A 22,952-nucleotide genomic window follows, 5' to 3' on the forward strand; every position below is an offset into this window, starting at 1 on the left:
GAAACAGGTACTGGCGGCGGTAAAAACTATTCTGCCGCTTGGACTTTCTTGACCGGACGCCGTTCCAGAAGCTCCTTAAGGAACTGGCCGGTATAGGAGCGCTTCTCCTTGACGACCTGTTCCGGCGTGCCGCAGGCAACAATCTCCCCACCCCCCGTGCCGCCTTCGGGGCCAATGTCGATAACCCAATCGGCGGTCTTGATGACTTCGAGATTGTGCTCGATGACCACGACCGAATTGCCTTGATTGACCAGCTCGTGCAGCATTTCCAATAGTTTCGCGACGTCGTGGAAATGCAGGCCTGTCGTTGGCTCGTCCAGAATATAGAGCGTGCGGCCGGTGGCGCGCTTCGACAGCTCCTTGGCAAGCTTGACGCGCTGCGCTTCGCCGCCTGAGAGCGTGTTTGCCTGCTGGCCGACCTTGATATAGCCGAGACCGACATCGAACAGCGATTGCAGCTTGTCGCGCACGGCCGGAACCGCGGCAAAGAACTCGACACCTTCCTCGACCGTCATGTCCAGGACATCGGCGATCGACTTGCCCTTGAAATGCACGTCGAGCGTTTCGCGGTTGTAGCGTTTGCCGTGGCAGACATCACAGGTGACATAGACATCCGGAAGGAAGTGCATCTCGATCTTGATGACGCCGTCGCCCTGGCAGGCCTCGCAACGGCCGCCCTTGACGTTGAAGGAAAAGCGGCCGGGTGCGTAACCGCGGGCCTTGGCTTCCGGCAGGCCGGCAAACCAGTCGCGGATGGGGGTGAAGGCACCGGTATAGGTGGCCGGGTTGGAGCGCGGTGTGCGACCGATCGGCGACTGGTCGATATCGATCACCTTGTCGATATGCTCGAACCCGTCGATCCGATCGTGCTCGGCCGGGATTTCTCTCGCGCCCATGACGCGGCGTGCGGCCGACTTGTAGAGCGTTTCGATCAGGAAGGTCGACTTGCCGCCACCCGATACGCCGGTCACGGCGGTAAAGACGCCGAGCGGTACGGCGGCGGTAACATTCTTCAGGTTGTTGCCGCGAGCTCCGAAAACTTTGAGTTCCTTGCCTTTTTTGACCTTGCGGCGCTCAGTGGGAACTGCGACGCCGAGTTCGCCCGACAGGTATTTACCGGTCAGTGACTTGGGGTTTGCCATGACCTGCTGCGGCGTGCCTTCGGCGACGACCGTGCCGCCGTGGATGCCGGCCGCAGGGCCGATATCGACCACGTAATCGGCGGTCATAATCGCATCCTCGTCATGTTCCACGACAATGACAGTATTGCCGATATCACGCAGATGCTTCAGCGTTTCGAGCAGGCGGGCATTGTCGCGCTGGTGGAGGCCGATTGATGGCTCGTCCAGCACGTAGAGAACGCCGGTGAGGCCCGAGCCGATCTGCGACGCCAAACGGATGCGCTGGCTCTCGCCACCGGACAGCGTGCCGGAATTTCGCGACAGGCTGAGATAGTCGAGCCCGACATCGTTCAGGAACTGAAGGCGCTCGCGGATCTCCTTGAGGATACGGACAGCGATCTCGTTCTGCTTCGCGTTCAGGTGCTCGGGGAGCGCCGCAAACCAGTCGCGTGCCAGCCGGATCGACATTTCTGTCGTCTGGCCGATATGCAGCTTATTGATCTTGACCGCCAGCGCTTCCGGCTTCAGGCGGTAGCCTGCACAGGACGGGCATGGAGCGGCCGACATGTAGCGCTCGATCTCCTCGCGCGCCCAGGCACTGTCGGTTTCCTTCCAGCGCCGTTCGAGATTGGGAACGATGCCTTCGAACGTCTTGGTCGTCTTGTAGGACCGGGCGCCATCGGCGTAGTTGAACTCGATCTTTTCCTCGGTGCCCTCGAGGATCGCCGAGCGGGCGCTATCCGACAGCTTGTCCCAGCGGTCCGTCAGCTTGAAACCGAAGACCTTGCCGAGACCCTCGAGCGTCTGGTTGTAGTAGGGCGAGGTGGATTTCGCCCAGGGCGCGATCGCGCCATCCTTCAGTGTCCGGCCGGGTTCCGGCACGATCATGTTCCGGTCCACCTTCTGCTGTGATCCGAGACCATCGCAGGTGGGGCAGGCACCGAAGGGATTGTTGAAGGAGAACAGCCGCGGCTCGATCTCCGGAATGGTGAATCCGGACACAGGGCAGGCGAATTTTTCCGAAAACAGAACCCGTTCATGGGTTTCGTTGAGCGACTTGTTGGCAGATCCGCCTGCGGAGGTTTCCTTCTCCGGCAGAGGCTTGTCGGCGAACTCCGCAACGGCTAGGCCATCCGCCAGTTTCAGCGATGTCTCAAGGCTGTCGGCCAGACGCGCGGCAATGTCGGATCGCACCACAAGGCGGTCCACAACGACGTCGATGTCGTGTTTGTATTTCTTGTCGAGCGCTGGAACGTCGGCGATCTCATAGAACTGGCCATCTACCTTGACGCGCTGAAAACCCTTTTTCATCAGCTCGGCGAGTTCCTTCTTGTACTCGCCTTTGCGCCCGCGGATCATTGGTGCGAGAATATAAAGACGGGTGCCTTCTTCGAAAGCAAGGACCCTGTCGACCATCTGGCTGACGGTCTGGCTTTCGATCGGAAGCCCGGTCGCCGGCGAATAGGGAACGCCGACGCGCGCGAACAAGAGGCGCATGTAGTCGTAGATTTCCGTGACCGTGCCGACCGTCGAGCGGGGATTTCGCGAGGTCGTCTTCTGCTCGATCGAGATCGCCGGAGACAAGCCTTCAATCTGGTCGACGTCAGGCTTCTGCATCATCTCAAGAAACTGGCGAGCATAGGCCGACAGGCTTTCGACATAGCGTCGCTGTCCCTCGGCATAGATCGTGTCGAACGCAAGCGACGACTTGCCGGAGCCGGACAGGCCGGTCATCACGATCAGCGAGTTGCGGGGCAGATCGAGATCGATACCCTTCAGATTGTGCTCGCGCGCACCACGGATGGAAATGGTTTTGAGTTCGCTCATCGTTATGCCTTCGGGGAGGATCGAAGGTCCTTATGTAGTTATCGAAAGCCGCCTGTCGAGACGAAACTGTTGCAACGCAACCCGGTTCCGAATGCTTGACAGAACTATACGGAGAAAATAGAACAAAGAAAGAACAAAATTCACTGTGGATTAAACCTCGGCATTGCCCAATCCGGACGATCGATGGTTTAAGGTGGGGTAATTGGTTTTCAAAGCCGCGCTTGGCGGCAAACGAGGTGAATACGATGGCGGGCAGCGTGAACAAAGTCATTCTGGTGGGCAATGTCGGCGCCGACCCGGAAATCCGCCGGACGCAGGATGGCCGCCCGATCGCAAACCTGCGCATCGCCACGTCGGAAAGCTGGCGCGATCGTACGTCGGGCGAGCGTCGCGAAAAGACAGAATGGCATACGGTCGTCGTGTTCAACGAAGGCCTCTGCAAGGTCGTCGAGCAGTATGTCAAAAAGGGCGCCAAGCTTTATATCGAAGGCGCACTGCAGACCCGCAAATGGCAGGACCAGACCGGCAACGATCGTTATTCAACCGAAATCGTGCTGCAGGGCTTCAACTCGACCCTGACAATGCTCGACGGTCGTGGCGAAGGCGGCGGTGAGCGCGGCGGCGCACGTGGTGGCGCAAGCGACTTCGGCGGCGGTGGCGGCGGTGATTTCGGCGGCAACTACGGTGGCGGCGGCGATGACTATGATCGTCCGCGTTCCGGGGGTGGAGCACCGGCAGGGCGCGGTGCTCAGGGCAGCCAGGGTGGCCAGTCCTCCGGTGGTGGCGGCGGGAACTTCTCCCGCGACCTCGACGACGACATCCCATTCTGATCAAAAAAAAGGCGCCGGTCAGGCGCCTTTTTCATGTTCGATTGGAGCATGAGTGGCGCGGTCCGAAAGCATCGCTACAAGCACGTCGGACTGCGAGAGTATCCCGACGAGTTTGCCGTTCTCGCCGACGATCGGCAGGTAGTGCAGGCCTTCCTCCGCAAACATGACGACCGCGTCGTTGAGCGGTGCCGACGGCTCGATCGTCCGGACCGGCGCGGTCATGATATCCCTTACGATATGGTTTGGCGCTGTTGCGCCTTGCATCATCAGGCGCAGACGCTGGCGAGGGCCGATCGTCGGGCGACCGCCGGTCCAGATTGGCTTGTCCAGAAAATCCGTCTGCGTAACGACGCCAACCACCTCAGCCTTTTCGTTGGTGACGGGCAGGGCCTTCAGACGGTGGTTGCGCATGGACTGATGCGCCTTCCCCAGGGGATCATCCGGTGACACCGCGATCACGTCGCGGGACATGACGTCGGCGCAGGTGAGGTGGCTCGCGCGCTGGCGGTAGGAGCGCAGTTCGGTCAGGCGAATAATGGTTTCGAGGTCGCTGCGATCGATATCGAGGACCTGATCATAGTCCCTGAGGACGGCGTCGAGATCCTCCCGGCGAAACCCGATACGGCCGCCCGGCGGCGGATCCTTGGTGCCGTGCGAAGGGGCAGGTGTAGCGGGCGCATGCGGATAGCGCCGGCCTGCCAGATTGTTGAGAATGATCGCAAGCAGCAGCAACGCCACCGAGTTGCCCAGAACCGGCCAGAGGACGAATCCGTAGCCCATCGCGTGAATGGACGGGCCGCCAAGCACTGCGGTCAGGGCAATCGCACCGCTTGGCGGGTGCAGGCAGCGCAGCGCCATCATCGCCGCGATCGCTATGCCAATGGCGAGGCCCGAGGCGAGGGCAGGGTCTGGCACGAGCGCAGCGACTGTGACGCCGACAGTGGCCGAGAGAATATTGCCGCCGAGGATGGACCAGGGTTGTGCGAGCGGGCTCGACGGGACGGCAAAGAGCAGCACGGCCGAGGCACCCATCGGGGCGATCAGTGCCGGCAATGACGGTTCGAAGCCGACGACGAGACTTCCGCCCAGTCCCGTCAGGGAAATGCCGAGCAAGGCGCCGCCCGCAGAGCGAAGCCGTTCCCTCATGCTGATCGGGTTCGGTGCCTGTCCGATGAGACGGTTCAGAATGTGCATGGATTGAGCTTTCGGCCGTCCGTCTCAGGAAGGATCAGGGTATCGCGAATGCCGACCGGATACCGTCGACCACGAACTGAACGGACAAGGCAGCGAGGATGACCCCGAGAAGCCGGGTGAGGATCGCGCGCCCTGTCACACCCAGGAAACGGTCGAGCTTTTCCGCGATCAGAAGCGTTGCGTAGAGCACCACCATGATCAGCGCGAGGACCCCGATAAGAAGGGCGCGGTCGAGAGCGCTGGTGAATGTTCCGGACAAAAGGACGGTCGCCGAGATCGCTCCGGGGCCGGCGATCAGCGGCAGGGCGAGCGGAAACACGGCGATATCGTGGATATGGTCGATCGTGATCGCCTTTTGAGACGTCTTTTCCTTTCGCTCCTGACGCTTTTCGAAAACCATTTCGAACGAGATCCAGAACAGAAGCAGGCCGCCCGCGATGCGGAAGGCGCCGATCGAGATGCCGAGCAGGCCGAGAACGCTCGATCCGAACAGGGCAAACACCGCGAGGATCCCGAACGCGATCAGCGCACCGCGAAAAGCGACAAAGCGCCGTTGTGCCGTCGTCATGCCGACCGTCAGGCCCAGAAAGACCGGCGCCAGACCAGGTGGGTCGAGCGTGACCAACAAAGTGGTCAACGCGTTGATGAGAGCATCGGGTGAGGCCATGGATACTCCTAGAGGACGCTCGGCTTGCCGTTCAATGATAAGATTGTTAGGACAGCCGGGCGCTTTAGGGAAGTCTTGCAACGAATGTATCCAACGATCGTGGCGAACACCTTCCAAATGCCGCAAAACCTGTTCACAACTACAAAGCAAATTCAGTGGAAATTGGCGCCCGGAGCCGCTTTCCGCTATAAAAATTCAAATGATTCCGAACAGAGATCGTGATCCGATTTGACTGAGCAAAGCACACCCGGCGGCGGAAAGCTGCCTCCAGGCATCGAACCCATTTCCATTATGGAAGAGATGCAGCGGTCCTATCTCGATTATGCGATGAGCGTGATCGTCAGCCGCGCACTTCCCGACGTTCGTGACGGACTGAAGCCGGTTCACCGGCGCATCATGTTCGGCATGTCCGAGCTCGGGATCGACTGGAACAAGAAATACGTCAAATGCGCCCGCGTAACCGGTGACGTGATGGGTAAATTCCATCCGCACGGCAACTCCGCGATCTATGATGCGCTGGCACGTATGGCGCAGGACTGGTCGCTCCGCTTGCCCCTCATCGACGGACAGGGCAATTTCGGATCGATCGACGGGGATCCGCCGGCGGCGGAGCGCTATACCGAGTGCAGGCTTGAAAAGTCCGCCCATGCGCTGCTCGACGATCTCGACAAGGAAACCGTCGATTTCCGCGACAACTATGACGGCACGCTGTCGGAACCGGTGGTTCTGCCTGCGAAATTCCCGAACCTACTCGTCAATGGCGCAGGCGGCATCGCCGTCGGTATGGCAACCAACATCCCGCCGCACAATCTGTCGGAAGTGATCGACGGCTGCATCGCGATGATGGACAATCCGGCGATCGAACTGCCCGAGCTGATGCAGATCATTCCCGGTCCGGACTTTCCGACTGGTGCAATGATCCTCGGCCGCGCCGGGATCCGGCTGGCTTACGAGACCGGTCGCGGATCGGTCATGATGCGCGGTCGTGCGACGATCGAACCACTGCGCGGCGACCGCGAGCAGATCATCATCACCGAAGTTCCCTACCAGGTGAACAAGGCCTCGATGGTCGAAAAGATTGGCGAGCTCGTCCGCGAAAAGCGGATTGAAGGGATTTCCGATCTGCGCGACGAGTCGGACAGACAGGGTTACCGTGTCGTCGTCGAACTGAAGCGCGATGCGAATGCAGACGTCATTTTGAACCAGCTCTACCGCTATACGCCGCTGCAGACGTCGTTCGGCTGCAACATGGTGGCGCTCAATGGCGGCAAGCCGGAGCAGCTGGCGCTGATCGACATGCTGAAGGCCTTTGTGTCCTTCCGCGAGGAAGTCGTCAGCCGCCGCACGAAATACCTGCTGCGCAAGGCGCGCGAGCGCGCTCACGTGTTGGTGGGTCTGGCGATCGCCGTTGCCAATATCGATGAAGTCATTGCGCTTATTCGCCGTGCACCGGATCCTGCGACGGCACGCGAGCAGTTGATGACGCGCCGCTGGCCGGCCCATGACGTCGAGGCTCTTATCCGGCTCATCGACGATCCGCGTCACAAGATCAACGAGGATCTGACCTACAACCTTTCCGAGGAACAGGCCCGCGCGATCCTCGAACTGCGTCTTGCTCGCCTCACGGCGCTTGGCCGCGATGAAATCGGCGACGAGTTGAACAAGATAGGCGCCGAGATTTCCGACTATCTCGACATCCTGTCGTCGCGGGTTCGCATCCAGCAGATCGTCAAGGACGAACTTATCGCCGTTCGCGACGAATTCGGCACGCCACGCCGCACCGAGATCCTCGAAGGCGGTCTCGAAATGGACGACGAGGACCTGATTGCCCGCGAGGACATGGTCGTCACCGTTTCGCATCTCGGCTATATCAAGCGTGTTCCGCTGGCGACCTATCGCGCCCAGCGTCGTGGCGGCAAGGGCCGTTCCGGAATGGCCACACGTGACGAAGATTTCGTTACCCGGCTATTCGTGGTCAATACTCATACGCCAGTGCTGTTCTTCTCCTCGCGTGGCATCGTCTACAAGGAAAAGGTCTGGCGCCTGCCGATCGGTACGCCGCAATCGCGCGGCAAGGCCCTGATCAACATGCTGCCGCTGGAAGCCGGCGAGCGCATCACCACGATCATGCCGTTGCCCGAGGACGAAACGTCCTGGGATAACCTCGACGTGATGTTCTCGACGACACGCGGCACGGTTCGCCGCAACAAGCTGTCGGACTTCGTGCAGGTCAACCGCAACGGCAAGATCGCCATGAAGCTCGAGGAAGAGGGTGACGAAATCCTCTCCGTCGAGACCTGCAGCGGTCCGAACCTCGACCTCAACGAGCCCGGCGACGACGTGTTGCTGACAACCGCGCTTGGACAGGCGATCCGCTTCCCGGTCGAAGAGGTCCGCGTCTTTGCCGGCCGTAATTCCATCGGTGTCCGCGGTATCAATCTGGCCGAAGGCGACCGCATCATCTCGATGACGATTGTCGGGCATGTGGATGCCGAGCCGTGGGAACGTGCAGCTTACCTCAAGCGCTCGGCGATCGAGCGCCGTGCTGCCGGGGTGGACGAAGAGGATATCGCTCTGGTTGGTGAGGAAGTCACCGAAGAGGGACAGCTCTCCGATGAGCGCTACGAATACCTGAAGCAACACGAGCAGTTCGTGCTGACGGTTTCGGAAAAAGGCTACGGCAAGCGCTCGTCTTCCTATGACTTCCGGACATCGGGCCGTGGCGGCAAGGGTATCCGTGCCACCGATACCTCGAAGACTGCGGAAATCGGCGAACTCGTTGCCGCCTTCCCGATCGGCGAGGGTGACCAGATCATGCTCGTTTCGAATGGCGGTGTTCTGATCCGTGTTCCGGTTGGCGGCATTCGCATTGCCAGCCGTGCGACGAAGGGCGTCACGATCTTCTCGACCCATAAGGATGAGAAGGTGGTCTCCGTCGAGCGCATCAGCGAGCCTGAGAACGAAGACGAGAACGGCGAGTTGCCGGGTGAGATCTCGGCCGAAACCGGTGACCTCGGGATTGCTCCCGATACCGACACCGACGCGCCCGAAACCGATACGCCTGATGCTGACGGGGATGCGACCGAATAGGTCGCGTCCACCCGGACGGCAAAAGACGAGAAAACGAAAAAAGCCGGAGGATAGGAAACCATCCTCCGGCTTCTGTTTGAGTAGCTCCACGGGTTGGGCATCTCACCAGTATTTGGCACCGGCGATCAAACTAGTGGCGCGGTGTTCGATCATTGGATTGGGATGCGACCGAGTAGGTCGCGTCCTCCCGGAGGGCAGAGGACATCAACAACGAAAAAGCCGGAGGATGGAAAACCATCCTCCGGCTTTGTTTGAGCCGCTTGGCGCGGAAAGGGCATCGCGTCCTGTTCGCTACCGTTCACGAAAATAATGGTGTGGCTTGTCGCTCTAGATCTTCCCGACAACGCGCCCAAAGATCAGGGGGCACGATTGCGGTTTCTAAGATCGCGGATGTTTCAGAGGAACGGCCAATGGGATTAGGTCCCAGTCCAGCTCCTCGCGGCAGGCGATCAATAGTAGGAGATGTCGCTGTAACGACCGGTAACCTGCGGGTAGTTGGAGCCGTCGACATCCGAGCGGTCCTGGTAAAGAGTGACCGTCGCCGTCAACATGACAGCAATCATGGCGCTCCATACGAGGTTAATCATGGTGATCTTGTCGGGCATAGCCATCTTTTTGTTTGCGATCATCATATCCGATTATCCTTTTAATTGCCTGAGCGCGTGAACTGCGCGCAGCGACACCACATTATGAGAGTGACCTATCTGAACGGCTCTGAAGCATGCTTGAATGGCGTGTTCATCTGGCGTTCAGGTTCCGGATCGCGTTTCCACTTCTCAGAGGTCTGGCGATCCGAATACGTAAATCGCGGCGTCCAATAAAAGCGCTGCAACGATTGCAGCGAAAATCATCAAAGCCAGCATTTCCGTGTCTCTCAACTCAGCGGGACGATGATCTCGCCCCGTCATGATTGTCAGTTAAACATGAGCCGGCTGAAACGGCCTTGAACGACGCATTCATCTTTCGTTCAGTTTTTGGGAAAGCCTTGCAGCGGGCGGCCTTCCATGACAAAAGGCCGTTGAAATTCAGCTGGAACAGGCTCCGACTTCAGTATGACGATCGCTCTTTATCCCGGCTCATTCGACCCGATGACAAACGGCCATCTCGATATTCTCGTGCAGGCGCTGAACATTGCCGAACGGGTCGTCGTGGCAATCGGCGTTCATCCGGGCAAGGTGCCGGTATTCAGCTTCGAGGAGCGCGCGACATTGATCGCAGCGGCACTTTCGGAGGCTCTGCCTGCTCGCCGCGACAGTCTTTCGGTGGTTTCCTTCCAAGGATTGGTGATCGACGCGGCCCGGGAGCAGGGGGCGACAATCCTGGTGCGGGGCCTGCGCGACGGGACCGATTTCGACTATGAGGTTCAGATGGCCAGCATGAACCGGACAATGGCGCCAGACCTTCAGACGGTATTCCTGCCCTCTGCGGCCGCCTCCCGGCCCATAACGGCCACATTGGTCCGCCAGATCGCTGCCATGGGCGGCAATGTCGGTGAATTCGTGCCGGCTGTGGTACTGCGCGCCCTGAACGAAAAGCACAAACGCTGATTCTGCGACAAAAGATAACAGGAGTCTTCTGATGAAACTGCTTCGCCTCGCCATAGCCGGCGCCCTCGCGCTCGCTGCCACGGTCGGAACAGCCGTTGCGGCGGCAGACGATTTTCTGACCATCCAGTTGAAGGATGGCCCGGTCGTGATCCAGCTGATGCCTGAGTCGGCACCGAAGCACGTTGCGCAGGTGAAGGCGCTGGCTGCCAAGGGTGCCTATGACAACGTCATATTCCACCGCGTCATCGATGGCTTCATGGCCCAGACCGGCGACGTCAAGTTCGGCAAGCAGGGCGGCCCGAGCTTCAACGCTTCGCGCGCCGGCACCGGCGGCTCGGATCTTGCCGATCTTCCTGCAGAATTTTCCAAGACGCCATTCGAGCGCGGCACTGTCGGCATGGCCCGTTCGCAGAGCCCGAATTCTGCCAACTCGCAGTTCTTCATCATGTTCGATGAAGGCCCGTTCCTGAACGGTCAGTACACCGTAATCGGCAAGGTCGTGTCCGGCATGGAAGCCGTGGACAAGATCAAGCGCGGCGATGGCAGCAATGGCGAAGTCACCAATCCCGACAAGATGGTCAAGGTGACCGTCGGCAAGAAATAATCGGCTCACAGTCGATTGAAACGGCAATGGCCCACCGGGCTGATGTCCTGAGACAGAGATAATCAAGGAGAAATACCATGGCCGAGATCAAGGATCCCGAAAACACCCTCATCATGGAAACCACCAAGGGCAAGGTCGTCATCTCGCTCCTGCCGGACCTGGCACCTGAGCACGTTGCGCGCATCAAGGAACTTGCCCGCGAGACGGCCTATGACGGCGTTGTTTTCCACCGCGTCATTCCGGATTTCATGGCGCAGACCGGCGACGTCAAGTTCGGCAAGCAGGGCGGAGCGGACTTCAACCCTTCGCGCGCCGGCATGGGCGGTTCCGACAAGCCGGACCTGAAGGCTGAATTCTCGGCTGTATCGCATATCCGCGGCACATGCTCGATGGCCCGTTCGCAGAGCCCGAACTCCGCCAACTCGCAGTTCTTCATCTGCTTTACCGACGCTCCTTGGCTGAACAAGCAGTACACGGTCTGGGGCCAGGTCATCGAAGGCATGGACATCATCGACCTGATCAAGAAGGGCGAGCCGGTCAAGGATCCGGACTCGATCGTTTCCGTCCGCGTCGCCGCAGACGTCTGATCTAAACCGCAATCTCTGGCCCGCTCCGTCTTCTCGACGGGGCGGGCCTTGCCTATTCTGGAAGCTCTAACATCATGCGTGTCGATCTTTTCGATTTCGATCTGCCCGAGGAAAACATTGCGCTGCGGCCGGCAAACCCGCGCGACAGCGCCCGGCTGCTTGTCGTCGACGCAAGCGCCGATCCTGTCCTTTCCGACCAGCGGGTCAGCGATCTGGTGGAATTCCTGAAACCGGGCGACGCGCTGGTCTTCAACGACACGAAAGTCATTCCCGCGCAGCTCGAAGGCGTCCGCCATCGTGAGGGCGCCGGCGGTCAGCAGGTTTCGGCAACGCTGCATATGCGCACCGAACCGGATGTCTGGAAGGCCTTTGCAAGGCCCGGCAAGCGGATCAAGATCGGCGATCGGATCGAGTTCGGCCGCTCCGGTGAGAGTACCTGCCTGTCCGGGTCGCTTGTCGCGACAGTCGAGGAGAAGGGAGAGGGCGGCGAGGTGACGCTGCGTTTTGATCTTTCCGGTCCGGCACTCGACGAAGCGATCCTGTCGGTCGGCCATATTCCACTGCCTCCCTATATCGCCGCCAAGCGACCTGAGGATGCGCAGGACGCCAAGGATTACCAGACGATCTACGCCCGCGAGCAGGGAGCGGTCGCAGCGCCAACTGCAGGGCTGCATTTCACGCCCGACCTGTTTGCCAGGCTGGACGCGGCGGGCGTCGAGCGGCATTTCGTGACGCTGCATGTGGGGGCCGGAACGTTTCTGCCGATGAAGGTGGACGATACCGAAGACCACAAGATGCATCAGGAAATCGGTTACGTGAGTGCCGAGACCGCGCAGCATCTCAACGCCGTAAGGGCGAGGGGCGGGCGCATCGTCTGCGTCGGCACGACCTCGCTGCGGCTGATTGAAAGTGCTGCGGCTGACGACGGCACCATACTGCCCTGGAGCGGTGCGACCGGCATCTTCATCACGCCCGGCTATCGGTTCAAGGCAGTCGACATGCTGATGACCAATTTCCATTTGCCGAAATCGACGCTGTTCATGCTGGTTTCGGCCTTCTGTGGGCTCGAGACGATGCGCTCAGCCTACGACCATGCCATCTCGTCCGGCTACCGCTTTTACTCCTACGGCGACTCAAGCCTGCTTTTCAGGAACGACCGATGACCACCGAAAATTTCCAGTTCAATCTGAAGGCAACAGACGGCGGCGCCCGTCTCGGCGAAGTCTCCATGCCGCGCGGAACGATCCGCACACCGGCCTTCATGCCGGTCGGCACCGTCGGGACCGTCAAGGCGATGTATCTCGACCAGGTGCGCGATACGGGCGCCGATATCATACTCGGCAATACCTATCACCTGATGCTGCGGCCGGGCGCCGAACGGGTTGCGCGGCTCGGTGGACTGCACAAGTTGATCCGCTGGGATCATCCGATCCTCACCGATTCGGGCGGCTTTCAGGTCATGTCGCTTTCGGCGCTCAGAAAGCTGGACGAGAAGGGCGTGACCTTCAAGAGCCATATCGACGGATCCAAGCACCATATGTCGCCGGAGCGTTCGATCGAAATCCAGGGCCTGCTTGGCTCGGATATCCAGATGCAGCTCGACGAATGCGTGGCGCTTCCGGCCGAGCCCAAGGAAATCGAGCGCGCGATGGAATTGTCGCTGCGCTGGGCCGAGCGCTGCCGGGTGGCCTTCGGGGAACAGCCAGGCAAGGCGATGTTCGGCATCGTCCAGGGTGGTGACATTCCGGCGCTTCGCGTGCGGTCTGCCGAAGGGCTGAAACAGCTCGACCTCAAGGGATATGCGGTGGGTGGCCTTGCGGTCGGCGAGCCGCAGGAAGTGATGCTGCGCATGCTGGAGGAAACGCTCCCGGTTCTGCCGTCCGAAAAGCCGCGCTATCTGATGGGCGTCGGAACGCCTGATGATATCCTGAAATCGGTGGCGCGCGGTATCGACATGTTCGACTGCGTGATGCCGACGCGGGCCGGCCGTCACGGTCTCGCCTTCACCCGTCGCGGCAAGGTGAACCTTCGCAACGCACGCCATGCCGAGGATATGCGACCGCTCGACGACGAGTCCGGCTGCCCGGCTACACGCGATTACTCCCGCGCCTATCTGCACCATCTGATCCGCGCAGACGAATCGCTGGGCGGGATGCTGCTGTCGTGGAACAACCTCAATTACTATCAGGATCTGATGAAGGGTATTCGCGAGGCGATAGCCAACGGTCGTTTCGAGGATTTCTGTGCAGAGACCCAGGCGGAATGGGCGAAGGGCGATATCGACCCGGTCTGAGGATGTTCCAGCGGGCAGGGGCGGTGCCCCTGCCGACCATATTTAGACTAGATGCCCTGGCTTGCCGTGTTGCGGATCATCCTGACGCCGTTGACCTTGTAGGAGCCGTCGTCCATCAGCCGCATCTCGTAGATGGCGGTCCAGTCCTTGCCCTGCTTGGCGCTGATCATCACTTCCTGCAGCACGACTTCGCCGCCGCCCACCAGTTTGGAGCGGCCGAAGGCATAGGTTCCGGCCTGATAGACAGCCTCATAGTTGTCGCGGACCATGGCGAAGAAGACTTTTTTATCCGGATAAAGACTGCGGATCCCCGGCGACGCGAGAGAATAGGCCTTATCCGCATCGTCGTTCATCAAGGCGGAGATCTGGGCGGAGATGACGGCGCGGGCGTCGGCGACCGGATCTTCGGCGTGGACGACACCTGCGGGTGACAGAAAGAGGAATGCGGCAAGAGAGGCTATTCGAAAGCGCATCTGACATTCTCCAGCATCGGCTTCCATAAAGTTTAGAGCATACTCACCAAAGGGAAAGGTGGCGTTGCGGATATTTTCAGCATCACCGCGATCTGCCCAGTCGGACGGCAAACCTTAACGCAGGGCAGGGTCCCACGTTCATGTCTTGTCGTCGTCAAAGTCGCGGTGCACCAGTGTGTCTGATGTGATTGCTTCGGAATTCCGTAATGACCCTACTTGCGCCGGCTCTGCTCTATTTCAGCAATGCTCTTCTGTTCGTTTCCCTGTTCACGCGGCTTCCGGCCATTCAGGAATCGATGGGCATCGACAAGGCGGTGCTCGGGATGGCGCTCTTGAGCGCCCCGGTTGGCACGTTTCTGGCGCTACCTCTGGCCGGACGGATCACCGATAGGCTTACGCCACGGCTGACCGCGGTCATCACGCTGCCCATTGTCGCGCTTCTGAGCCCGATCCTGGCGGCCGCGCCGCTCCCTTTATTTGTCCTCGGTTTCTTCCTGTTCGGCTTTTTTCGCACGATCTTCGATGTGTCCGCCAACATGATCTCCGCCGGTATCGAGCAGCGGACCGGCACAAAGGTTCTGGCGAGAAGCCACGGGTTCTGGTCGGTCGGGCTTCTGTTCGGATCGCTTGCGTCCGGTTTCCTCGCAGCGCAGGGCGTATCGCCCTTTGTGCAGCAGAGCGTGGCGGCGCTACTTGTCCTCGTAGCCTGCTTTGCCGTCTTCCGGGTGACGGCCGCCGACCCGGCGCCAGCTGCGCCGACGACGAAAAGAAAATCCGCATACGTCATGCCGGACAAGACCATCATCCTCATCTGCATCATGGTGTTCGGGCTCTGCATCGTGGAAGGCGCGGTCTACGACTGGGCGATCTTCTTTCTGCGCGAGGAAATGGGGGCGGATCCGGCGATGGCCGGCGTCCTCTACGCCGTCTTCACCGTCGGCATGGGACTGACGCGGCTGTCGGGCGACAAGCTGCGGGAAGTCGCAGGACCGATCTCGCTGATCCGGGGATCCGCTATCGCCGTCGCGTTCGGTATCGTGCTGCTGGTGACCGCCGCAAACCTCGTCGTTGCCGGCGTGGCGCTGTTTCTGATCGGCTGCGGGATAGCGCTGGCCTTTCCCCTGGCAGTCTCGACCACGATCGCGCGCGGCAAGGGACAGCCGTCCGACAATCTTGCAGCGCTCGCGCTGACACTGATGCTTTCCACGATCGGCGTGCCGCCGCTTCTCGGCTTCATTGCCGAGCATGTGAGCCTGGTTGCCACGTTCGTCGTTCTTCTGCCGACCGTTCTCATCAGCTTCCTGATGGCGCCCGTGGCCGATGGGCGCCGGCCGTTCCGTCTCAGGCGTTGATCGCTTGCATGTGGAAAACCGGTCGGTTTTGGGGCAGGGGCAAGACTTGCCGGCTGATGGCCCCTAATTGGCCACATGAATGGATAATGGCTTGAGCCGACTGGACTTCGTCGCTACGACTGGATTGGCGTTTTCTGATATGACTTTCCGAAAACAGGTGGCACTGTGATCGATCCCTATGAAATTCTTGGTGTTTCGCGCGAGGCGGATGTGACGGCGATCAAGCTTGCCTACCGCAAACGGGTGAAATCCGCTCATCCCGATACCGGCGGCGATGCGGAAACGTTCGGACAGCTGAAGGCATCCTTCGAGCTCCTGAACGACCCGATCCGCCGAAAAGTCTATGACGACACCGGCTACGATCCCGAGCTTGCCGACAAGAAGGACCTGCAGGGTCTCGTCATTCTGGAGATGCTCGTCAACGAGATGATCCTCGATGAGCGCGAGCCTGGCAGCTTTGATCCGGTTTCCTCGATGCGGCGCAAGCTCACGGACCGGATCGTCAATGCGCGCTTCCATATTCTCGAGATGGAGCGCCACCGCGCCCGGATCCGCAATCACATCAACCGGATCGGCCGCAAGCCAGAAACGGATGTTTTGGGCCGCATGCTGAAATCACGCTGCGAAACGATTGCCGATGCGATCAGCAAGGCGGATTCCGAGATCCAGACCATCGAGCAGGCCTATGGAATGCTGGATGGATACAGTTACGAGATCGAAATTGTCGAGGTAAAGGACGCGGCCGAATAGGCCGCGGACCCGCACGCGGCCATCGGACGATCACATTTGGCGTCGCCGAAACTTCACGGATCATTTCATGACACTTGCCATCCGAGACGCCACCCGTGCCGATGCCGGAACGCTCCTGTCTTTCATCCGCGAACTCGCGATCTTCGAAAAGGCCGAGCATGAGGTTGCGGCGACCGTCGAGACGATCGAGACATCGATGTTCGGCCCGACATCTGTCACGCGCGGCCTGATCTGCGAAAGCGATGGCAAACCGGTCGGCATGGCCATCTGGTTCTTCAATTATTCGACATGGCAGGCACGGAACGGACTTTATCTCGAGGATCTCTACGTGACGCCGAACGCTCGCGGGCTCGGGGCCGGGAAGGCGCTGTTGCGCCATCTCGCGAAGATCGCTGTCGAGAGCGGGTGCGGACGGTTCGAGTGGAGCGTGCTCGACTGGAACGAACCGGCGATCGGTGTCTACGATGCGATCGGTGCCGAACCGCAGAAGGAGTGGATCCGCTACCGGATGGCTGGTGAGAAGCTCAGGGACTTTGCTGACGGCTAGGCCGGATCAGCCCGTTACCGTCGCGCGGTCAAAGGCCAGGTGAGCGCGACGAACGCCATGCCGCCAGCAACCAGAACGAAGGCCACACCCAGACTATAGTGATGGGCAACGAAACCGATGGCGGCCGGACCCATGAGAATTCCGGCGTAGCCCATCGTCGTGATGGCAGCGATCGCATGGCTGGGTGGCATTTGGGTCTGCTTGCCGGCTGCTGTGAACAGAACCGGCACGATATTGGAAGCCCCGAGCCCTACCAGAAGGAAGCCCGCAAACGCCAGGGGCTGGTTGGGAGCCAGGACTGTCAGCAGGAAACCCAGTGCTGCGAGCGTGCCGCCACCGACCACGACTTTCATGCCGCCGAGCGTCTTGACGATCCAGTCGCCTGTCAGCCGACCAACGGTCATCGCGATGGCGAACATCGTGTAGCCAAAGCCTGCCTGAGCTGGATCGACAAGGTGCGCGCCGATGAGGAACAGAGCGCTCCAGTCGAGCACCGCGCCCTCGCCAAGGAAAACCAGAAAGCACAGCAGTCCGATGAAGGCCACGATGCCGCGCGGGATGGTGAACAACGGCGCATCTCCGGTCTCCTGGTTTCCGTAGGGCAGGAGGCCTCGAAAGGATTGCGCCAGCAGACCAAGCAGCAGCGCACTGAACATCAAGGTCGCGGTCAGGGGTGAAACGCCGGCACCAAGCAGAAGGCTCATGCCGCCCGCGCCGACAATGCCGCCGACGCTGAACAGCCCATGGAAGCCGGACATCATGTTGCGGCCGCTGTCCTTCTCGACCATGACGGCCTGAATATTGATCGCGACGTCCACCGCGCCAACGCTTGCCCCGAACAGCGCCAGCGAGATCGCCATGCCGGGAAGCGTATCGGCGACCGCCAGCAGCGGGAGCACGACGGCGAGGGCGAGGGTGCTTGCCACGATGACGGCCCGGCATCCGAATCGGCTCGCGAGAATGCCGACCATTGGCATGGTCACGATAGAGCCCAGGCCAAGGCAAAGGAGCAGCAGGCCAAGCGTGCCGTCATCCACGCCGATTCGAGCCTTGGCGACAGGAACCAGCGGTGCCCAGGCCGCCATGGCCGAGCCGGCAATGAGAAAGCTGGAGCGCGTGGCCCATTGGTGTCGGCCTCCGGTGCGGGGGCGTCCTTTGAGGATCTGGGCGTTCGGCATCTCGATAGCTCCTGGATTACAGCGTTGGACCTCGGAGGAGATCGTCGCCGTCCTTGATGGTGCCCTGTTTACAGAATGCGTAAGAATGTGCAAGATCGTGCAGAAACTTTCATGAGGGGGCTGGCACGTGCTGACAGAAGAGAGGCTCGACCGCATCCGCGAGCAGTTGACCGTCCGCGGCAAGGTTGTTGCGAGCGAACTGGCGACGCAGTTTGACGTGTCCGAAGACACGGTTCGCAGAGACCTGCGCGAACTCGCCAAGCTGGGTTTCTGCCGTCGAGTCTATGGTGGCGCGCTGCTGCCGACGCCGGATTTCGGCACGTTGGCTGCCAGAACGGCATTGGACACGGATAGAAAGTCGAGCCTTGCACGGGCGGCGGCGCGGCTTGTCGAGGACGGCCAGACCGTGTTCATCGACGCCGGATCCACCAATCTTGCGGTCGCGAACGCGCTCGATCCGAGCCAGACGCTGACGATCATCACGAACGCGCCGGTGATTGCGACGGCGCTGTCAGACCGACCGAACTTTACGGTCATTGTACTCGGCGGTCTGTACGATCAGGCGAAGGGCGCGTGCCTCGGGCCGCAGGCGATACGTGAAGCCATGCAGGTCTATGCGGACATGTTCATCATCGGCGTATGCGGCGTGGACAGCATCGCCGGCGTCACTGCGCTCGATCCGGGCGAGGCCGAACTCAAGCGGACCATGGTGAACCAGAGCAGCATTCTCGTTGTCGCCGCGACGGCCGAGAAGCTCGGCACAGTCGCGCCGTTCAAGGTCGCGGACACGTCGATGATCGATCATCTCATCGTGGAGGATGGCGAATTCGACCGCGGAGACTTCGCGCGGTGCGATGTCCAGGTGCATGTCGCACTAGATGGCGGTTCTCCGTCGACGTGAAGCATGTGGCGGCAACGTCCGCATCTTTCGTAGCTTCGCACGTTCGTCAAACGAGGAATTCAACGACCCATGCGCATCGCCCACACAGCACTTTGGACCCGCGACCTCGACGCCGCTGCCGGGTTTTTCGAGACCTATTTCGGCGCAACGGTGGGAGAACCTTACCACAGCAAGAACAGGGTAGGGTTCACATCGAGGTTCGCCAACCTGCCCGGTGCAGAGGACCAGATCGAGCTCATGTCCGGGCCATGGGTTACGGACGCCACAGAAGAAAGCGTTGGCTGGGATCATATCGCCATCGCCCTTGGCAGCGAGAGTGCAGTCGATGCTTTGGCGGAACGTTGCCGACTGGCCGGCTGTCTGCGGTCAGGACCCAGATGGACCGGTGACGGGTTCTACGAGGCCGTCATCGTGATGCCGGATGGTAGCGCCGTCGAGATCACCGTTTGAACGCGATGCCGACGGCGCACAAAGTTGTTGCGTTCGATCATCAATGTTCTGGGTACTGAAACGTATGGGATGTGATCCGGCGGATCCGGCGCTCGCTCAGGTCAAGACCATGCGCCAGTGACACTATTGTCATCAAGCAAGATCCGGCCTTGGACGAAACTTCGATCCGCCGCAGATCGCGCTCGCTACTCACATGCGGGGAGTGTGACAGTCCAGCTTTGCAGCAACATCCAAAGATCAGATAAGATAGATTATGGAACTAAAGGATGTGGCTGGAAGCGCAATACCTTGGCCTTCTCCCTTAGAGCTGCAGATCATCCGCCGTCACATCGACTTCGAACGCCAAACCGTCATAGGCCGGTTCGACATGGCCCGGCGTTTCAGCCATGACGCGATCGTAGTCCAGTGGAATATGCATGTGGGTCAGCAACGCGCGCTTTGGCGCCAGATGGCTGATCCAGTCGAGTGCCTGCTGAAGTGAAAGATGGCTCGGATGCGTGCGGTACTGGAGCGCGTCGATGATGAGCGTATCCAGTCCTGTGAGCTTCGGCACGGTTTCCGGCGGAAAGTCGCTGACATCGCTGCAGTAAGCGACGTTGCCGATCCGGAAGCCTAGTGAATTGATATCGCCGTGGATCTGCCTGAGCGGCTGGAACCGGATGGCACCGCCCGGACCGTCTATGACGATCGGCGCGTCCATCGTCTCGATCAGCACCGGCTTGACGATCGGCGGATAGCTGCCGCCGGCCGGTGTTTCCAGGCAATAGCCGAAGCCCTGGCGGATGCGGTCCATCGTCGACGGATCGGCATGGATCGGAATGCGGTGCTTCTGGAGGATGAAATAGCCGCGTAGATCGTCGATGCCGTGCAGATGATCGGCGTGTGGATGGGTGTACAGGACGGCATCGATGCGCTGGACGCTTGCGGCGATCATCTGCTCGCGAAAGTCCGGGCCGGTATCGATCACGACAACAGTTTTGCCGCCGTCCGGCGCGATCTGCTCCACCATGAACGAGGCGCGCGTGCGCCGGTTCTTCGGGTTTTCCGGGTCACAATCGCCCCAGTCGCCGTTCAGCCGCGGTACGCCCGGCGAAGACGCGCAGCCGAGAACGGTAAAGCGCCGCCGATATCCGGTGCTCGTTCCGACCCGGGCCGCCATCACCTCAAAGCCTCGGCATCTTGGAGAAGCAGCGGAACGCGTTTTCCGTCGTGATCGCAGCCATCTCTTCGTAAGTCAGGCCGTGAACATCGGCCAGCACCTCTGCGGTGTTGACCACGTAGGACGGTTCGTTGCGCTTTCCACGCCAGCGCTTCGGCGCCAGATAAGGTGCGTCGGTCTCGACCAGGAGCCGGTCCGTCGGCAGCGTTTTGGCGATGGCCCGGATTTCCTCGGATTTCGGGAATGTCAGGATGCCCGAGAAGGATACGTAGCCACCAAGCTCGATACCGGCACGGGCGAGGTCGGGTCCGGCCGAAAAGCAATGCAGAATGAAGGGGAAGGCCCCCTTCCCGCTTTCAGCTGTCAGGATCTCGATCATGTCTTCGTCGGCGCTTCGGCTATGGATCACCAGCGGCAGCCCGGTCTCGCGTGCAGCTTCGATATGTCTGATCAAACCGGTCTTCTGGTCGGCCGGCGTTTGCGTGTCGTAGAAATAATCGAGACCCGCTTCGCCGATCGCGACGATCTTGTCATGCGAATTGGCGAGACGAATGAGGTCTTCCGCCTGGATATCCAGCTCTTCGCTGGCATTGTTGGGATGCGTGCCGACCGAGCAGAACACCGACGGATATTTGTCCGTGATCGCCAGCAGGCTGTCGAGTTTCCTGACGCGTGTCGAGATCGTCACCATCTGCCGGACACCGGCTTCGTGGGCGCGCTCGATCAGTTCGTCGCGTTCGGAGTCGAAATCGGCAAAATCCAGATGGCAATGGGTATCGATCAGCATGACTTGCCCTATGCCGCCGGCTGCGGCGCAACGTAGCGCGGAAAGACCGGGCTTGGAGCTTCCAGCACCGTTCCGGGCGTCAGGCGGCCAACTTCGCCTAGTGACGCGAAATCACGCGATCCGGCAGGTGCAGCCACCAGATCGAGGAGCTTTGCCGACGAATCCGGCATGAAGGGCTGCAACAGGATGGCGATCTGGCGCACCACTTCGGCGGCCACGTAAAGAACCGTCTCCATCCGCGCCGGATCGGTCTTCTTCAGCACCCATGGCGCCTGCGCCGCGAAGTAACGGTCGGTTTCCGACACGACAGCGATGATCGATGCCAGTGCACGGTGAACCAGCTGCTTTTCCATGTCTTCGCGGCAGATCGGCAGAAGCGCATCGACGGAGGCCAGCATCTGCCGGTCTGCGTCAGTCAGTTCGCCGGGGGCCGGGATCTTGGCATCGCAGTTCTTGACGATCATCGACAGCGAGCGGCTGGCAAGATTCCCGATACCGTTTGCGAGATCGGCATTGATGCGCGTGCCGATCGCATCTTCGCTGCAGGTGCCGTCCTGGCCGAAGGAGATCTCCCGCAGCAGGTAATAGCGGATCGCATCGAGGCCGAAATGGCCGATCAGTTCGAACGGATCGAGCACGTTGCCGAGCGACTTCGACATTTTCTCGCCGCCCTTCGCCAGCACGAAGCCGTGGGCATAGACGCGCTTGGGCAGCGGCAGACCTGCCGACATCAGGAAGGCGGGCCAATAGACCGCGTGGAAGCGGATAATGTCCTTGCCGATGATATGGGCGTCCGCCGGCCAGTATTTCGCCCGCGGACCGTTCGGGTCGTCGAGATAGCCGGTCGCGGTCAGGTAATTCGTGAGCGCGTCGACCCAGACATACATGACATGCGCCGGATCGTCGGGAACCTTGATGCCCCAGTCGAACGTGGTGCGCGATACGGAGAGATCGCGCAGGCCGGATTTCACGAAGGAGATAACTTCGTTGCGGCGCTCGGCCGGACCGATGAAATCCGGGTGGTCCTCGTAGTGCTTTAAAAGCTTGTCGCCGTATTCCGACAGCTTGAAAAAGTAGCTGGACTCTTCAACCCACTCGACCGGCGTGCCCTGCGGGCCATAACGGGTGCCGTCACGCAGCTGCGTTTCGTCTTCCGCATAGTAGGCCTCGTCGCGGACCGAATACCAGCCGGCATAGGTATCCTTGTAGATGTCGCCGGCAGCAGACATCCGGTTCCAGATGTCCTTGCTCGCCTGATGGTGGCGCTGTTCCGTCGTGCGGATGAAATCGTCGTTCGAGGCGTTGAGCAGCTTGCCCATCTCCCGGAACTGCTCGGTATTGCGCTCGGCAAGCTCTTCCGGCGAAATGCCTTCGTTGCGGGCCGTCTGCTGCATTTTCTGGCCGTGCTCGTCCGTGCCCGTCAGGAAGAAGACGTCCTTGCCGTCGAGGCGCTGGAAGCGCGCCATCGCATCCGTCGCGATCAGTTCGTAGGCATGGCCGATATGCGGCTTGCCGTTCGGATAGGAGATCGCGGTCGTGATATAGAAAGGTGTCTTGTTCGGCATGGGCTGTACTCGGACAGATGTTAAGTCAGG

The 22,952-nt window shown here is 60.5% G+C and carries 21 protein-coding genes; 12 read left to right on the forward strand and 9 right to left on the reverse strand.

Annotated elements, in window-relative coordinates; all coding sequences use genetic code 11:
* Positions 1-26: 26 nt before the first annotated feature.
* The gene (gene uvrA / locus ACQY1L_RS06685) at positions 27-2,948 is read right to left on the reverse strand and encodes an excinuclease ABC subunit UvrA (protein ID WP_062580741.1); all 2,922 of its coding nucleotides are present in this window, start codon (positions 2,946-2,948) and stop codon (positions 27-29) included.
* A 245-nt stretch (positions 2,949-3,193) separates the two neighbouring features.
* Here uvrA and ACQY1L_RS06690 point away from each other — a divergent pair, with 245 nt between their 5' ends.
* Positions 3,194-3,778, forward strand: coding sequence for a single-stranded DNA-binding protein (locus ACQY1L_RS06690; RefSeq protein ID WP_062456831.1), 585 nt, complete (start codon positions 3,194-3,196; stop codon positions 3,776-3,778).
* Positions 3,779-3,796: 18 nt separating this feature from the next.
* Here ACQY1L_RS06690 and ACQY1L_RS06695 read toward each other — a convergent pair whose 3' ends face one another.
* Both ACQY1L_RS06695 and ACQY1L_RS06700 read right to left on the reverse strand, forming a co-directional pair.
* Positions 3,797-4,972: an HPP family protein gene (locus ACQY1L_RS06695; protein WP_430243465.1), complete on the reverse strand. Its 1,176-nt coding sequence runs from the start codon at positions 4,970-4,972 to the stop codon at positions 3,797-3,799.
* Between the two features lie 34 nt (positions 4,973-5,006).
* Positions 5,007-5,639, reverse strand: a complete 633-nt coding sequence (locus tag ACQY1L_RS06700; RefSeq protein WP_062456837.1) for a MarC family protein — start codon at positions 5,637-5,639, stop codon at positions 5,007-5,009.
* Positions 5,640-5,867: 228 nt separating this feature from the next.
* Between ACQY1L_RS06700 and gyrA the strand changes: the two genes are divergently transcribed.
* A complete protein-coding gene (gene gyrA / locus ACQY1L_RS06705) occupies positions 5,868-8,729 on the forward strand; it encodes a DNA gyrase subunit A (RefSeq protein WP_430243467.1) in 2,862 nt (953 codons plus the stop codon).
* Positions 8,730-9,178: 449 nt separating this feature from the next.
* Here the strand turns inward: gyrA and ACQY1L_RS06710 are convergent, their stop codons facing one another.
* Positions 9,179-9,361 (reverse strand): hypothetical protein, encoded by a 183-nt coding sequence (locus ACQY1L_RS06710; RefSeq protein WP_062456843.1) that lies wholly within the window; start codon positions 9,359-9,361, stop codon positions 9,179-9,181.
* Between the two features lie 420 nt (positions 9,362-9,781).
* Between ACQY1L_RS06710 and coaD the strand changes: the two genes are divergently transcribed.
* From coaD to tgt, 5 genes are all read left to right on the forward strand, one after another.
* Complete coding sequence (gene coaD / locus ACQY1L_RS06715) at positions 9,782-10,276, forward strand: pantetheine-phosphate adenylyltransferase (RefSeq protein WP_430243469.1); 495 nt, start codon at positions 9,782-9,784, stop codon at positions 10,274-10,276.
* Between the two features lie 31 nt (positions 10,277-10,307).
* Entirely contained in the window at positions 10,308-10,880 is a 573-nt protein-coding gene (locus ACQY1L_RS06720; protein ID WP_062456848.1) for a peptidylprolyl isomerase, read from the forward strand.
* Between the two features lie 77 nt (positions 10,881-10,957).
* The gene (locus ACQY1L_RS06725) at positions 10,958-11,467 is read left to right on the forward strand and encodes a peptidylprolyl isomerase (RefSeq protein WP_062456851.1); all 510 of its coding nucleotides are present in this window, start codon (positions 10,958-10,960) and stop codon (positions 11,465-11,467) included.
* Between the two features lie 74 nt (positions 11,468-11,541).
* Positions 11,542-12,630, forward strand: coding sequence for a tRNA preQ1(34) S-adenosylmethionine ribosyltransferase-isomerase QueA (gene queA, locus ACQY1L_RS06730; protein WP_430243471.1), 1,089 nt, complete (start codon positions 11,542-11,544; stop codon positions 12,628-12,630).
* Positions 12,627-13,760, forward strand: a complete 1,134-nt coding sequence (gene tgt / locus ACQY1L_RS06735; protein WP_430243473.1) for a tRNA guanosine(34) transglycosylase Tgt — start codon at positions 12,627-12,629, stop codon at positions 13,758-13,760. The genes queA and tgt overlap by 4 nt, the downstream gene beginning before the upstream one ends.
* Before the next feature lie 47 nt (positions 13,761-13,807).
* On the opposite strand, the gene ACQY1L_RS06740 is transcribed toward tgt, so the two are convergent.
* On the reverse strand, positions 13,808-14,233 hold the full coding sequence (locus ACQY1L_RS06740) for a DUF4864 domain-containing protein (protein WP_209900904.1): 426 nt from the start codon (positions 14,231-14,233) through the stop codon (positions 13,808-13,810).
* A gap of 206 nt (positions 14,234-14,439) precedes the next feature.
* Here ACQY1L_RS06740 and ACQY1L_RS06745 point away from each other — a divergent pair, with 206 nt between their 5' ends.
* The 3 genes from ACQY1L_RS06745 to ACQY1L_RS06755 all read left to right on the forward strand — a co-directional run bounded on the left by ACQY1L_RS06745 (position 14,440) and on the right by ACQY1L_RS06755 (position 16,882).
* Complete coding sequence (locus ACQY1L_RS06745) at positions 14,440-15,585, forward strand: MFS transporter (RefSeq protein ID WP_174196646.1); 1,146 nt, start codon at positions 14,440-14,442, stop codon at positions 15,583-15,585.
* A gap of 165 nt (positions 15,586-15,750) precedes the next feature.
* The gene (locus ACQY1L_RS06750) at positions 15,751-16,335 is read left to right on the forward strand and encodes a J domain-containing protein (RefSeq protein WP_062456866.1); all 585 of its coding nucleotides are present in this window, start codon (positions 15,751-15,753) and stop codon (positions 16,333-16,335) included.
* Positions 16,336-16,402: 67 nt separating this feature from the next.
* Entirely contained in the window at positions 16,403-16,882 is a 480-nt protein-coding gene (locus ACQY1L_RS06755; protein ID WP_062580728.1) for a GNAT family N-acetyltransferase, read from the forward strand.
* 14 nt (positions 16,883-16,896) lie between these two features.
* Here ACQY1L_RS06755 and ACQY1L_RS06760 read toward each other — a convergent pair whose 3' ends face one another.
* Positions 16,897-18,060 (reverse strand): MFS transporter, encoded by a 1,164-nt coding sequence (locus ACQY1L_RS06760; protein ID WP_062580727.1) that lies wholly within the window; start codon positions 18,058-18,060, stop codon positions 16,897-16,899.
* A gap of 127 nt (positions 18,061-18,187) precedes the next feature.
* Between ACQY1L_RS06760 and ACQY1L_RS06765 the strand changes: the two genes are divergently transcribed.
* Both ACQY1L_RS06765 and ACQY1L_RS06770 read left to right on the forward strand, forming a co-directional pair.
* On the forward strand, positions 18,188-18,961 hold the full coding sequence (locus tag ACQY1L_RS06765; RefSeq protein ID WP_430243478.1) for a DeoR/GlpR family DNA-binding transcription regulator: 774 nt from the start codon (positions 18,188-18,190) through the stop codon (positions 18,959-18,961).
* Positions 18,962-19,030: 69 nt separating this feature from the next.
* Positions 19,031-19,411 carry a glyoxalase/bleomycin resistance/extradiol dioxygenase family protein gene (locus tag ACQY1L_RS06770; RefSeq protein ID WP_062456878.1) on the forward strand — a complete coding sequence of 127 codons (381 nt, stop codon included), beginning with the start codon at positions 19,031-19,033 and terminating at the stop codon, positions 19,409-19,411.
* A 301-nt stretch (positions 19,412-19,712) separates the two neighbouring features.
* Here the strand turns inward: ACQY1L_RS06770 and ACQY1L_RS06775 are convergent, their stop codons facing one another.
* The 3 genes from ACQY1L_RS06775 to metG are packed head-to-tail and all read right to left on the reverse strand — an operon-like array spanning position 19,713 to position 22,922.
* Positions 19,713-20,570, reverse strand: coding sequence for an MBL fold metallo-hydrolase (locus tag ACQY1L_RS06775; protein WP_430243480.1), 858 nt, complete (start codon positions 20,568-20,570; stop codon positions 19,713-19,715).
* 4 nt (positions 20,571-20,574) lie between these two features.
* Positions 20,575-21,357 (reverse strand): TatD family hydrolase, encoded by a 783-nt coding sequence (locus tag ACQY1L_RS06780; RefSeq protein WP_174196649.1) that lies wholly within the window; start codon positions 21,355-21,357, stop codon positions 20,575-20,577.
* An 8-nt stretch (positions 21,358-21,365) separates the two neighbouring features.
* A complete protein-coding gene (gene metG, locus ACQY1L_RS06785) occupies positions 21,366-22,922 on the reverse strand; it encodes a methionine--tRNA ligase (RefSeq protein WP_430243482.1) in 1,557 nt (518 codons plus the stop codon).
* Positions 22,923-22,952: the final 30 nt, after the last annotated feature.

Source organism: Neorhizobium sp. DAR64862/K0K3 (assembly GCF_050500185.1).
Taxonomy (GTDB): Bacteria; Pseudomonadota; Alphaproteobacteria; order Rhizobiales; family Rhizobiaceae; genus Neorhizobium; species Neorhizobium soli.